The 13,369-nt window shown below is 38.7% G+C and carries 15 protein-coding genes and 1 other annotated feature; of the genes, 11 read left to right on the top strand and 4 right to left on the bottom strand.

Annotation, left to right across the window (positions count from 1 at the left end; genetic code table 11):
- Nucleotides 1-65: 65 nt before the first annotated feature.
- On the bottom strand, nucleotides 66-1,307 hold the full coding sequence (gene pbp3, locus B7698_RS06390) for a D-alanyl-D-alanine carboxypeptidase PBP3 (RefSeq protein ID WP_084865027.1): 1,242 nt from the start codon (nucleotides 1,305-1,307) through the stop codon (nucleotides 66-68).
- Between the two features lie 102 nt (nucleotides 1,308-1,409).
- On the opposite strand from pbp3, the gene B7698_RS06395 reads away from it, so the two are divergent.
- A complete protein-coding gene (locus B7698_RS06395) occupies nucleotides 1,410-2,519 on the top strand; it encodes an AI-2E family transporter (protein ID WP_084865028.1) in 1,110 nt (369 codons plus the stop codon).
- Nucleotides 2,520-2,725: 206 nt separating this feature from the next.
- A complete protein-coding gene (gene tuf, locus B7698_RS06400; RefSeq protein WP_001040726.1) occupies nucleotides 2,726-3,922 on the top strand; it encodes an elongation factor Tu in 1,197 nt (398 codons plus the stop codon).
- Nucleotides 3,923-4,075: 153 nt separating this feature from the next.
- On the opposite strand, the gene B7698_RS06405 is transcribed toward tuf, so the two are convergent.
- Nucleotides 4,076-5,158, bottom strand: coding sequence for a DEAD/DEAH box helicase (locus tag B7698_RS06405; protein WP_084865029.1), 1,083 nt, complete (start codon nucleotides 5,156-5,158; stop codon nucleotides 4,076-4,078).
- Entirely contained in the window at nucleotides 5,155-6,132 is a 978-nt protein-coding gene (locus B7698_RS06410) for a Gfo/Idh/MocA family protein (RefSeq protein WP_084865030.1), read from the bottom strand. Before B7698_RS06410 ends, B7698_RS06405 begins: the two co-directional genes overlap by 4 nt.
- 153 nt (nucleotides 6,133-6,285) lie before the next feature.
- Between B7698_RS06410 and B7698_RS06415 the strand changes: the two genes are divergently transcribed.
- The 5 genes from B7698_RS06415 to B7698_RS06435 all read left to right on the top strand — a co-directional run bounded on the left by B7698_RS06415 (nucleotide 6,286) and on the right by B7698_RS06435 (nucleotide 8,921).
- Nucleotides 6,286-6,978: a YoaK family protein gene (locus B7698_RS06415; RefSeq protein WP_192855113.1), complete on the top strand. Its 693-nt coding sequence runs from the start codon at nucleotides 6,286-6,288 to the stop codon at nucleotides 6,976-6,978.
- 58 nt (nucleotides 6,979-7,036) lie between these two features.
- Nucleotides 7,037-7,157 (top strand) — a sequence feature (ribosomal protein L21 leader region).
- 36 nt (nucleotides 7,158-7,193) lie between these two features.
- Nucleotides 7,194-7,508, top strand: coding sequence for a 50S ribosomal protein L21 (rplU, locus tag B7698_RS06420; protein ID WP_000109141.1), 315 nt, complete (start codon nucleotides 7,194-7,196; stop codon nucleotides 7,506-7,508).
- A gap of 15 nt (nucleotides 7,509-7,523) precedes the next feature.
- The gene (locus B7698_RS06425; protein ID WP_000613699.1) at nucleotides 7,524-7,868 is read left to right on the top strand and encodes a ribosomal-processing cysteine protease Prp; all 345 of its coding nucleotides are present in this window, start codon (nucleotides 7,524-7,526) and stop codon (nucleotides 7,866-7,868) included.
- A gap of 16 nt (nucleotides 7,869-7,884) precedes the next feature.
- Nucleotides 7,885-8,178 carry a 50S ribosomal protein L27 gene (gene rpmA, locus B7698_RS06430; RefSeq protein WP_000916509.1) on the top strand — a complete coding sequence of 98 codons (294 nt, stop codon included), beginning with the start codon at nucleotides 7,885-7,887 and terminating at the stop codon, nucleotides 8,176-8,178.
- A gap of 326 nt (nucleotides 8,179-8,504) precedes the next feature.
- Nucleotides 8,505-8,921, top strand: a complete 417-nt coding sequence (locus B7698_RS06435) for a DUF5301 domain-containing protein (RefSeq protein WP_084865032.1) — start codon at nucleotides 8,505-8,507, stop codon at nucleotides 8,919-8,921.
- Between the two features lie 134 nt (nucleotides 8,922-9,055).
- Here B7698_RS06435 and B7698_RS10490 read toward each other — a convergent pair whose 3' ends face one another.
- On the bottom strand, nucleotides 9,056-9,190 hold the full coding sequence (locus B7698_RS10490; protein WP_192855114.1) for an AraC family transcriptional regulator: 135 nt from the start codon (nucleotides 9,188-9,190) through the stop codon (nucleotides 9,056-9,058).
- On the opposite strand from B7698_RS10490, the gene B7698_RS06440 reads away from it, so the two are divergent.
- The 4 genes from B7698_RS06440 to B7698_RS06455 are packed head-to-tail and all read left to right on the top strand — an operon-like array spanning nucleotide 9,183 to nucleotide 13,312.
- Nucleotides 9,183-10,091, top strand: a complete 909-nt coding sequence (locus B7698_RS06440) for a LysR family transcriptional regulator (protein WP_084865033.1) — start codon at nucleotides 9,183-9,185, stop codon at nucleotides 10,089-10,091. The two genes, B7698_RS10490 and B7698_RS06440, sit on opposite strands and share 8 nt — an antisense overlap.
- Entirely contained in the window at nucleotides 10,088-10,549 is a 462-nt protein-coding gene (gene lspA, locus B7698_RS06445; protein ID WP_070478836.1) for a signal peptidase II, read from the top strand. Before B7698_RS06440 ends, lspA begins: the two co-directional genes overlap by 4 nt.
- Nucleotides 10,539-11,429, top strand: a complete 891-nt coding sequence (locus tag B7698_RS06450) for an RluA family pseudouridine synthase (protein ID WP_084865034.1) — start codon at nucleotides 10,539-10,541, stop codon at nucleotides 11,427-11,429. Before lspA ends, B7698_RS06450 begins: the two co-directional genes overlap by 11 nt.
- A complete protein-coding gene (locus B7698_RS06455) occupies nucleotides 11,429-13,312 on the top strand; it encodes an MBL fold metallo-hydrolase (protein ID WP_084865035.1) in 1,884 nt (627 codons plus the stop codon). The genes B7698_RS06450 and B7698_RS06455 overlap by 1 nt, the downstream gene beginning before the upstream one ends.
- Nucleotides 13,313-13,369 lie beyond the last annotated feature (57 nt).

Genomic DNA, 13,369 nt, shown 5'->3' on the forward strand with positions numbered 1-13,369 from the left:
CCCAAGGTCAAGAACTTTGAAGATGAACTTCTAACAAAAAATCGCGGTTTAAAATCGCGATTTTTTTATAATTTTTCGTTGATGAGGCGGATAAACTGATTCCACCAAACTTTTAAGAAGAAGGCTTTTTCAACTTTCTTTTCTGCTACCATTTCAAAACTAGGACGTTCTGTAGTGATGTAACCTTGACCAATCAAATCATTGTCCTCATAAGTCAAATGTCCAACCACAGTTCCGGCTTCAAGTGGTGCTGGAATTGCCTTAGAATCAGGTGTGAATTGAATTGTTTGGGACGATTGTCCCCCAACACGTTCAATTAGAGAGATGTCATCTTTGGCAACGGCAGTGACGGTATCTTCTTTTCCATCTTGTACAGGGGCTTTGCTATCTTGGTAGGCATCACCTTTCTGAACGATTTTGCGAAGTGTGAATGTAGAAGAGATATAATCCATTAGTGAAGATGTAGCTGTGAAGCGAGCGTAAGGATTATTGTCTTGATGATCTGCATTCAAAACAACTGTGATAACCCTCATCCCTTTTTCAACAGTAGTACCAACAAAAGATTCTCCAGCTTTGTCTGTTGTTCCTGTTTTAAGGCCATCAAAACCACCGCGATAAGCAGGCATACCCTCTAACATGTAGTTGGTAGAAGTGATTGTCATTCCAGCAAAAGTAGAAGAAGGTTTTTTCGTGATTTCCAAGACTTGTGGATATTTTTTGATGAGGTTACGAGCAACGATAGCGACATCATAAGCACTGAGCTTATTTTCATCATCTTTTTTAGAGCCTGGGTAAATGTTATCCCCTAGAGTCTCATTATTAAGACCCGTCGTATTGACAACAGTGGCATCCTGAATTCCCCATTCCAAGAGCTTTGCGCGCATCATATCGACGAAATCTTTTTCTGAGCCAGCAATTTTCTCAGCTAGGGCAATAGCCGCACTGTTAGCACTAGATACTAGGGTTGCTTCAAGTAGTTGTTCGACGGTATAATTACGAGCTTCCATAGGAACGTTACTTGCTTCAGAATTTGTCGTTAATTTGTAAGGATAATCAGAGATATCCACAGGGGTAGATAGTGTGATACTTCCGTTTTCCAAGGCTTCATAGACAAGATAAACAGTAATCAATTTAGTGATTGAAGCAATTTCGACAGACTGGGTTGCATCTTTCTCATAGAGAATTTTACCAGTATTCGCCTCAACAGCAATTGCATGTTTAGCAGCAATATTAAAATCCTGAGCAGCAACAGTCGATGCTGACCCAATTACGGATAAACTTAGTAGAGTTAAAATTATTTTTTTCATAGTAAGTTTATTCTAACATAAAGAAAAAAATATTCCCAGTTTCATGATATAAGAAAGAAGCTTTTTTGAAAGTGTGGTAAAATAGATGAATGGAGGTACCTCATGTTTCGTAAGAATAAATTATTTTTTTGGACCAGTGAGATTTTACTATTAACCATCATCTTTTATTTATGGAGAGAGATGGGAGCGATTATTACACCTTTTGTAAGCGTCGCAAACACTATAATGATTCCCTTTCTTTTAGGTGGTTTTTTATATTACTTGACCAATCCTATTGTAAATTTTTTACAAAAGTATTTCAAAATTAACCGTATCATTGGTATTCTACTAACCTTGTGTGCCTTGGTCTGGGGTATAGTTATTGGGGTCGTTTATCTTTTACCGATTTTGATCAATCAGTTGACCAGTTTGATAGCAACAAGTCAGACAATCTACAGTCGTTTGCAAGATTTGATTGTGGATTTATCTACCTATCCAGCCTTTCAAAATTTAGATATTCAAGCGACTATTCAACAGTTAAATCTCTCCTATGTAGATATTCTACAGAATATCCTAAATAGTGTAACGAATAGTGTTGGAAGTGTCCTATCTGCGCTCTTTAGTACTGTTTTGATTATTATCATGACACCTGTATTTTTAATTTATTTTTTGTTAGATGGTCACAAATTCTTGCCGATGCTTGAGCGTACTGTTTTAAAGCGAGACAAATTGCATATTACAGGTCTTTTAAAAAATTTGAATACTACAATTGCTCGATATATTAGTGGAGTTGCTATTGATGCGATTATTATTGGCTGTTTGGCCTTTATCGGATATAGCGTAATCGGTTTGAAATACGCTTTGGTCTTCGCTATCTTTTCAGGATTAGCCAATCTCATTCCTTATGTAGGCCCAAGTATTGGTTTGATTCCGATGATTATCGCCAATGTCTTTACTGATCCTCATAGAATGCTGATTGCAGTTATTTATATGCTGATTATTCAACAAGTAGATGGGAACATCCTTTACCCTCGGATCGTAGGTGGTGTGATGAAAGTCCATCCAATTACGATTTTAGTATTACTTTTGTTATCAAGTAATATCTATGGTGTCATTGGCATGATTGTCGCAGTACCAACCTATTCTATCTTAAAAGAAATTTCTAAGTTTTTATCACGTTTGTATGAAAATCATAAAATAATGAAAGAACGAGAAAGAGAATTAGCTAAGTAAAAGTCAGGAAATTCCTGATTTTTCTTTTTCATTAAAGAAGTGATAGGAGTAGAAATACCGTTTAGATTAGCAGATTAAGAATAATTCACAAAAACTTTGTAAAACACTTGCAATTTAGCTGAAATTTGATAAAATAGTAAGGAAAGTTAGACTGTATTGCCTACTGTCTATCTATAAAATATATTTTATTGGAGGCTTTTACTCAAATGGCAAAAGAAAAATATGATCGTAGTAAACCACACGTTAACATTGGTACTATCGGACACGTTGACCACGGTAAAACTACCCTAACTGCAGCTATCACAACTGTTTTGGCACGTCGCTTGCCTTCATCAGTTAACCAACCTAAAGACTATGCGTCTATCGATGCTGCTCCAGAAGAACGCGAACGCGGTATCACTATCAATACTGCGCACGTTGAGTACGAAACTGAAAAACGTCACTACGCTCACATCGACGCTCCAGGACACGCGGACTACGTTAAAAATATGATCACTGGTGCCGCTCAAATGGACGGTGCTATCCTTGTAGTAGCTTCAACTGACGGACCAATGCCACAAACTCGTGAGCACATCCTTCTTTCACGTCAGGTTGGTGTTAAACACCTTATCGTCTTCATGAACAAAGTTGACTTGGTTGACGACGAAGAATTGCTTGAATTGGTTGAAATGGAAATCCGTGACCTATTGTCAGAATACGATTTCCCAGGTGACGATCTTCCAGTTATCCAAGGTTCTGCTCTTAAAGCCCTTGAAGGTGATACTAAATACGAAGACATCGTTATGGAATTGATGAACACAGTTGATGAGTACATCCCAGAACCAGAACGTGACACTGACAAACCATTGCTTCTTCCAGTCGAAGATGTATTCTCAATCACTGGTCGTGGTACAGTTGCTTCAGGACGTATCGACCGTGGTATCGTTAAAGTCAACGACGAAATCGAAATCGTTGGTATCAAAGAAGAAACTCAAAAAGCAGTTGTTACTGGTGTTGAAATGTTCCGTAAACAACTTGACGAAGGTCTTGCCGGAGATAACGTAGGTGTCCTTCTTCGTGGTGTTCAACGTGATGAAATCGAACGTGGACAAGTTATCGCTAAACCAGGTTCAATCAACCCACACACTAAATTCAAAGGTGAAGTTTACATCCTTACTAAAGAAGAAGGTGGACGTCACACTCCATTCTTCAACAACTACCGTCCACAATTCTACTTCCGTACTACTGACGTTACAGGTTCAATCGAACTTCCAGCAGGTACTGAAATGGTAATGCCTGGTGATAACGTGACAATCGACGTTGAGTTGATCCACCCAATCGCCGTAGAACAAGGTACTACATTCTCTATCCGTGAGGGTGGACGTACTGTTGGTTCAGGTATGGTTACAGAAATCGAAGCTTAATTCGATTTAGTTCCCAGAAGAACAATTATTTAAGTCAGACACTAAAAGAATCTTGCATTGCAAGGTTCTTTTTTTCGGATATTGAACTAATATTGAAGAATTGTTTACATAAAAAAGCTCTATACACTTGATGGGCACAGAGCAAAAGGAGTTTTATTTGATATAGAGTTCTTGATTTTTCAAGACAATTTCACGAACCGTAGCAAATTTCTTGAGTTTTTTAAGCTCTTCTTGATGAGTGACGAGAGTAATAACATAACCTTCCTTGCCCATACGGCCAGTACGTCCAGCACGGTGAGTGTAGGTTTCGATATCTCTTGGGACATCAAAGTTTACGACACATTCTAGGCTATCGATATCAATCCCACGAGCCAGAAGGTCAGTTGCAAGAAGCAGGGTTAGTTGCTTGTCTTTAAACTTTTCTAAGATGACTTTTCTAAATTTGACATTGACATCACTAGCTAGAGAAACAGCCAAGATATCCCGATACTGTAGTTTTTCCTCTGCGCTACCAAGGTCTGATAGGCTGTTAAAGAAGACAAGACCTCGGAAATCCTCCACATGAGCCAGTTTTCGTAGCATATCCACTCGGTGACGTTGATCTACCTGTATGTAGAAGTGCTGGATGTTGTCCAATTTTTGGTCAGAGAGATCAATGGTACGTGTGTTAGGCGCAATCTTCTTTTGGTCAAACTTGGTTGTCGCACTTATATATACAAGTTGGTGGTCACGAGGTGCGTAGTGAGTAATTTTCTCAACAAAGTGAATCTGAGAATCATCGAGCAATTGGTCGAATTCATCCAGGATGATGGTTTCCACATTCATCATCTTGATTTTCTTCAATTTAATGAGTTCAAAGATACGTCCAGGAGTCCCAATCAGAATTTCTGGTCCTTTTTTTAGGCGTTCAATCTGGCGTTTCTGACTCGAACCTGATAAGAAGAGTTGGGCAGTTAAGCCGATAGTTTCAGCCCATGTTTTACACACTTCAAAAATCTGTCCAGCAAGCTCAGTATTTGGTGCTAGAATCAAGAGTTGTTGGGCTTTTTTCTTTTGTAGTCTGAGAAGACTTGGTAGAAGGTAAGCTAGGGTCTTACCAGTTCCTGTTGGGCTCACTCCTAGGAGGTTTTCTCCAGCAAGAAGGGGCTCAAATAGTTGGGTTTGAATGGGAGTGAATTCTTGGAAATCGAGTTGGTCACTCAGTTCTTGCCATTCAGTCGGTAGTTTGTTTTTCATTTTTCTGCCTCAAATCTAATGCCAGCAGTCTGGCGCATAGTATATAGTAGCTTATGAACTGAACTTGCATTTTCCAGCCAAGTTTGGTAGAGATTCAGATCTGGTTGCTGGATCATGTGTGCAAATGCAGCGACTTCCTCAGTCATCGTATGAGGAGCCTGTTGGATAGGGAGTTGGATTTGATTGCCTTGATGGTCGGTAAAAATAGCTGAGCTGACATGTTCGATGGTGTTGAGGGTCAAGGTACCATCTGTCGTATAAATCTCGCAAGGGAGATTGGAAGTGATGTTCTTTCCAGCCTTGATATGAACTTGAAAGTCTGGGTAGAAGAGGATTCCGTCACCATTTAGGTCAATGCTATTGTTAAGCTGCTGAGCCTGATAGGTTGCATCCTTAGCTTTTCCAAAGAGACGAACGGCAGCGTAGAGGGGATAAATCCCTAAATCCATAAGAGCTCCACCAGCAAAACGGTCTGAGAAGACATTTGGTGTCTCCCCAGTTAACAAGTAAGGCATTTTGGAAGAATACTTGGCATAGTTGAAATCTGCTCCCAAAATTTGTTTGTCTGCTAAAAAGTTTTTGATGATAGTGAAAGCTTTTTCATGGTAATTGCGAGCTGCTTCGAATATAAAACAGTGATTTTTCTCAGCTGTATGTCTCAAATCTAGCCATTCTTGTGGCTGAGTGACAGCTGGCTTTTCAAGAATGACATGTTTACCAGCAGACAAGGCAGCCTTGGCTTGAACAAAATGCAAGGAGTTTGGACTAGCAATATAGACCACATCAAAGGAGCTCTTGAAAAAGTCCTCTACTTGATCAAAGAGTTGGATATTCTGATAGCGAGAAGCAAAGGTTGCCGCAGTTTCTAGTTTTCTAGAATAGACTGCGACCAGCTTGTATTCTCCACTGGAATGGGCTGCTTCTATGAAGTGGTGGCTGATAGCCCCTGTTCCGATGACACCTAATTTAAGCATAGTTACTCCTTTTCCGTTTTCAAATCCTTCTTTCATTATAACATAGATAGACGAGACTATCCAACAGAGGGTAAAAATTTTCAAATAAGCTACTAGGACTTTCCCAAAGAAAGTGGTACAATAATTAGATGAGTAAATGAAATGGGAGGAAAAATGAGGCTATTACCTATAAGAAAAATATCACGTCAGTCTAAGAGGCTAGCGCTTTTTTTGACTTTTTGTGCAGGATATGTAGATGCCTATACGTTTATTGTGCGAGGGAACACTCTTGTGGCTGGACAAACTGGGAATGTCGTCTTTCTATCAGTGGGACTCATTCAACACAATGTGTCAGATGCCAGTGCCAAAGTAATGACCTTGCTAGCTTTTATGATGGGGGTCTTTTTATTAACGATTTATAAGGAAAAATTGAGAATTGTGAAAAAACCGATTCTGTCCTTGATTCCTTTAGCAATCCTATCAATCATTATTGGATTTGTACCACAAACTGTAGAGAATATCTATCTAGTACCGCCCTTAGCCTTTTGTATGGGCTTGGTGACAACTGCTTTTGGTGAGGTTTCGGGTATTGCCTACAATAATGCCTTTATGACAGGGAATATCAAACGAACAATGCTAGCTTTTGGAGATTATTTCCGAACCAAGCACACTCCTTTTTTACGTGAAGGGATTATCTTTGTAAGCCTGCTTAGTAGTTTTGTCATTGGTGTTGTCTTTTCAGCTTATTTGACGATTTTCTATCATGAAAAGACCATTCTTGGTGTTCCTATTATGATGAGCATTTTTTACCTCAGCATGCTTTTTGCTTCGTGGCGGAAAAAAGTAAAAGAAAAAGCTTCGTTTTAGGTGTTATTACTTGTAAGAAAATAGGAGATATGCTATACTTGAAGAGTTGACTATGCACGTTCCTGTGCAACCGCACGAACATCGTTGCTCGTCGTATAACAAATTTAAACTTTGTTATATTTAGAGCTCTTCTTTCTAAGTGGTTTGTCCCACGATGCTAGGCGAGTCTTCACAAAAAATTCGGGGAAACCCATAAAAATCATAGGAGGTGCATAATGAGCACATACGCAATTATCAAAACTGGCGGAAAACAAGTTAAAGTTGAAGTTGGTCAAGCAGTTTACGTTGAAAAATTGAACGTTGAAGCTGGTCAAGAAGTTACTTTTAACGAAGTTGTTCTTGTTGGTGGTGAAAACACTGTTGTCGGAACTCCACTTGTTGCTGGAGCTACTGTAGTTGGAACTGTTGAAAAACAAGGAAAACAAAAGAAAGTTGTTACTTACAAGTACAAACCTAAAAAAGGTAGCCACCGTAAACAAGGTCACCGTCAACCATATACAAAAGTTGTCATCAACGCAATCAACGCTTAATTTTAAGGAGAACACATGATACAGGCAGTCTTTGAGAGAGCCGAAGATGGCGAGCTGAGGAGTGCGGAAATTACTGGACACGCCGAGAGTGGCGAATACGGCTTAGATGTCGTGTGTGCATCGGTTTCTACGCTTGCCATTAACTTTATCAATTCTATTGAGAAATTTGCAGGCTATGAACCAATCCTAGAATTAAACGAAGATGAAGGTGGCTATCTGATGGTTGAAATACCAAAAGATCTTCCTTCACACCAGAGAGAAATGACCCAGTTATTCTTTGAATCATTTTTCTTAGGTATGGCAAACTTATCGGAGAACTCTTCTGAGTTCGTCCAAACCAGAGTTATCACAGAAAACTAACACGGAGGAAAACATTATGTTAAAAATGACTCTTAACAACTTGCAACTTTTCGCCCACAAAAAAGGTGGAGGTTCTACATCAAACGGACGTGATTCACAAGCGAAACGTCTTGGAGCTAAAGCAGCTGACGGACAAACTGTAACAGGTGGATCAATCCTTTACCGTCAACGTGGTACACACATCTACCCAGGTGTAAACGTTGGACGTGGTGGAGACGATACTTTGTTCGCTAAAGTTGAAGGCGTAGTACGCTTTGAACGTAAAGGACGCGATAAAAAACAAGTTTCTGTTTACCCAATCGCTAAATAAAAAGACCCAGTGAACCTTTTTATTCCGAGCCTTGAAATGTAAAGGCGAGGAAGCTAGAAATAGCATTAAATAAGGCTTTCCGAGTTTTCGGAGAGCCTATTTTTTTGTTTTGATATCCACGCTGATACCCATATTTTAAAAAACAATGTAAGAAGCGAATTTGTCGGCTACTTTATCTTTTAGATACAATCATAAAATAGTGGAATGTAAACCTTTTACAGTAATAAAGTTTATGAGGGAATAAGATATTGTAAAAATGGCTAAGGTTTGATATTATAATTGTATCTCAGAAAAAAAGTAAGCAGAATGAAAGGACGTGAAGCTGTATGAAAAAGATGATTACCATGATAGTCTGTTCAATCTCTTTTCTTGTTCTATCTGCTTGCGTTAGTAACAAAAAACTTATTCTTCCTGAACCTGAAACGATCTCTGTAATTTCTATTCAGAAAAAACTCTCTGAAAATGTTAAAACAATAACCAAGAGAGAAGAAATCTCAAAGTTAATTAAGGAGATACAGAAACAGTCAAAATCCACAACTTTAGAAAGTTTAAATGATCAACCGACAAATGATAAAGATTACATCATTATCAAATTCACTCATCAGAATGAAGAAAATGATAGTGTAGTCTATCTATATACTATGAAAGAAAAACAGTATATTGAACAACCTTATGTTGGGATTTGGCAAGTAAGTCCAGATATAGCCAATAGAATTGAAGAGATTTTTCTAGTTGATTCATAGAGATAGAAGTAAAGTTTAGAGGGCTTTTTTCATAAATTTATATGAAATTGAATTTGTATCATCTTTTAAACGGTAAATCAACAAGATTTGCTGTTTTTATTTGCTTGAAATCAGATAAGGACTGAAAAAAGACATTATTCTAATTCTTGTATTAGGATGTTAGGTAATTCATTTAGATTTGAAAGTTTCCTGACTTTTTTCTTTTTTGGAAAACTTCTAAAATATGGTATAATGAAAAGACAAAGAAGTTGGGGGTAGAAGATGAACATTCAACAATTACGCTATGTTGTGGCTATTGCCAATAGTGGTACTTTCCGTGAAGCTGCTGAAAAGATGTATGTTAGTCAGCCGAGTCTGTCTATTTCTGTTCGTGATTTGGAAAAAGAATTGGGTTTTAAGATTTTCCGTCGGACCAGCTCAGGAACTTTCTTGACTCGTCGTGGTATGGAATTTTATGAAAAAGCGCAAGAATTGGTTAAAGGATTTGATATTTTTCAAAATCAGTATGCCAATCCTGAAGAAGAAAAAGATGAATTTTCCATTGCCAGTCAGCACTATGACTTCTTGCCGCCAACTATTACTGCCTTTTCAGAGCGCTATCCTGATTACAAAAATTTCCGTATTTTTGAATCGACTACTGTTCAAATCTTAGACGAAGTAGCCCAAGGTCACAGTGAGATTGGGATTATCTACCTCAACAATCAAAATAAAAAGGGGATCATGCAACGGGTTGAAAAGCTAGGCCTTGAGGTTATTGAATTGATTCCCTTTCATACCCATATTTATCTCCGTGAGGGGCATCCTTTGGCTCAGAAAGAGGAATTGGTCATGGAGGATTTAGCGGATCTACCAACGGTTCGTTTTACCCAAGAGAAAGACGAGTACCTTTATTATTCAGAGAACTTTGTCGATACCAGCGCTAGCTCACAGATGTTTAATGTGACAGACCGTGCTACTTTGAATGGTATTTTAGAGCGGACGGACGCCTATGCGACAGGTTCTGGATTTTTAGATAGTGACAGTGTCAATGGGATTACAGTCATTCGTCTCAAGGATGACCTGGATAATCACATGGTCTATGTTAAACGTGAAGAAGTGGAGCTCAGTCAAGCTGGGACTCTCTTTGTAGAAGTCATGCAAGAATATTTTAATCAGAAGAGGAAATCATGAAAAAAAGAGGAATAGTGGCAGTCATTGTACTGCTTTTGATTGGGCTGGATCAGTTGGTAAAATCCTATATCGTCCAGCAGATTCCACTGGGTGAAGTGCGCTCTTGGATTCCCAATTTCGTTAGCTTGACCTACCTGCAAAATCGAGGGGCAGCCTTTTCTATCTTACAAGATCAGCAGTTCTTATTTGCTATCATTACTCTGGTTGTCATGGTAGGTGCCATTTGGTATCTACATAAACACATGGAGGACTCACTCTGGATGGTCTTTGGTTTGACTTTGATCATTGCAGGTGGTCTTGGAAATTTTATTGACAGGGTGAGTCAGGGCTTTGTTGTGGATATGTTTCACCTTGACTTTATCAATTTTGCAATTTTCAATGTGGCAGATAGCTATCTGACGGTTGGAGTGATTATTTTATTGATTGCAATGCTAAAAGAGGAAATAAATGGAAATTAAAATTGAAACTGGTGGCCTGCGTTTAGATAAGGCTTTGTCAGATTTGACAGAATTATCACGCAGTCTCGCGAATGAACAAATCAAATCAGGTCAGGTCTTGGTCAATGGCCAAGTCAAGAAAGCTAAATACACTGTCCAAGAGGGTGATGTTGTCACCTATCATGTGCCAGAACCAGAGGTTTTAGAGTATGTGGCTGAGAATCTTCCGCTAGATATCATCTACCAAGATGAGGATGTGGCCGTCGTTAACAAGCCTCAGGGGATGGTTGTGCATCCGAGTGCTGGTCATACTAGTGGGACCCTGGTAAACGCCCTTATGTACCATATTAAGGACTTGTCGGGTATCAATGGGGTTCTGCGTCCAGGAATTGTTCATCGTATTGATAAGGATACATCAGGCCTTCTCATGATTGCTAAAAATGATGAGGCACATCTAGCACTTGCCCAAGAACTCAAGGATAAGAAGTCTCTCCGCAAATATTGGGCGATTATTCATGGGAATTTGCCTAATGATCGTGGTGTGATTGAAGCCCCGATTGGCCGTAGTGAAAAAGATCGTAAGAAACAGGCTGTGACTGCTAAAGGAAAGCCTGCAGTAACCCGTTTCCACGTCTTGGAACGCTTTGGAGATTATAGCTTAGTGGAGTTACAACTGGAGACAGGGCGTACCCATCAAATCCGTGTTCACATGGCTTACATTGGACATCCAGTCGCTGGGGATGAGGTCTATGGTCCTCGTAAGACACTTAAGGGACATGGGCAATTTCTTCATGCCAAGACTTTAGGTTTTACTCATCCGAGAACAGGTGAGATTTTGGAATTTACAGCAGATATCCCAGATATTTTTAAGGAAACCTTGGAGAGATTGAGAAAGCAATAATGAAAAAGAAATTGATCAGTTTAGCACTTGCAAGCACTTTTTTAGGTTTGTCATGGTATGGAAATGTTCAAGCTCAAGAAAGTTCAGGAAATAAAATTCACTTTATAAATGTTCATGAAGGTGGCAGTGATGCGATTATTCTTGAAAGCAACGGACATTTTGCCATGGTGGATACAGGAGAAGATTATGATTTCCCAGATGGAAGTGATTCTCGTTACCCATGGAGAGAAGGAATTGAAACATCTTATAAGCATGTTCTGACAGATCGTGTTTCACGACATTTAAAGGAATTGGGTGTCCAAAAACTTGATTTTATTTTGGTAACCCATACCCATAGTGACCATATTGGAAACGTTGATGAGTTACTGCAAACCTATCCAGTTGGTCGTATCTACATGAAAAAATACTCTGATAGTCGGATTACAACACCAACTCATCTATGGGATAATCTGTATGGCTATGATAAGGTTTTACAGGCTGCTGCAGAAAAAGGTGTTTCAGTTATTCAAAACATTACACAAGGAGATGCTCTTTTTCAGTTTGGGGACATGGATATTCAACTCTATAACTATGAAAATGAAACTGATTCATCAGGTGAATTAAAAAAAATTTGGGATGACAATTCTAATTCTTTGATTAGTGTAGTGAAAGTCAATGGTAAGAAAATTTACCTCGGAGGAGATTTGGATAATGCTCATGGAGCAGAAGACAAGTATGGTCCTCTCATTGGAAAAGTTGATTTGATGAAGTTTAATCATCACTATGATACCAATAAATCAAACACCAAGGAATTCATTAAAAATTTGAGTCCGAGTTTGATTGTTCAAACTTCGGATAGTCTACCTTGGAAAAATGGTGTTGATAGTGAGTATGTCAATTGGCTCAAAGAACGAGGAATTGAGAGAATTAACGCAGCCAGCAAAGACTATGATGCGACAGTTTTTGATATTAGACAAGATGGTTTTGTCAATATTTCAACTTCCTACAAGCAGATTCCAAATTTTCAAGCTGGTTGGCATAAGAGTGCTTATGGAAACTGGTGGTATCAAGCGCCTGACTCTACAGGAGAATATGCAGTAGGTTGGAATGAAATCAAGGGTGAATGGTATTACTTCAACCAAACGGGTATCTTGTTACAGAATCAATGGAAAAAATGGAACAATCGTTGGTTCTATTTGATAGACTCTGGTGCATCTGCTAAAAATTGGAAGAAAATCAATGGAAGCTGGTATTATTTCAACAAAGAAAATCAGATGGAGACTGGTTGGCTTAATACTGGCGGTCAGACCTATTATCTATCAAATGATGGGGATATGATAACAGGATGGCGTAAGATTGATGGACAATGGTACTACTTTGCTCAATCAGGGGAAATGAAAACGGGCTGGGTAAAAGATAAAGAAACCTGGTACTATATGGATTCTACTGGTATTATGAAGACAGGCGAGATAGAAGTTTCTGGTCATCATTACTATCTAGAAGAATCAGGAACTATGAAGCAAGGCTGGCTTAAAAAGGCAAATGATTGGTATTTCTACAAGACAGACGGTTCACGAGCTATAGGTTGGATTAAAGACAAGGATAAATGGTACTTCTTGAAAGAAAATGGTCAATTACTTGTGAATGGTAAGACACCAGAAGGCTATACTGTTGATTCAAGTGGTGCCTGGTTAGTGGATGTTCCGGTAGAGAAATCTGCTACAACTAGAGATACAAGTAACTCAGAAATAAAAGAATCCAATGAAGTAGTGAAAAAAGATCTTGAAAATAAAGAAACGAGTCAACACGAAAGTATTACAAGTTCTTCAACTAGTCAAGATTTGACTTCTTCAACTTCACAAAACTCTGAAGCGAGTGCAAATAAATCGGAATCAGAACAGTAGTAAAAAAGAAGGTTTTAGGGCCTTCTTTTTCCTATCAACTCTTTTCTATTTCCTGCC

The organism is Streptococcus mitis, assembly GCF_002096855.1.
Classification (GTDB): domain Bacteria; phylum Bacillota; class Bacilli; order Lactobacillales; family Streptococcaceae; genus Streptococcus; species Streptococcus mitis_Y.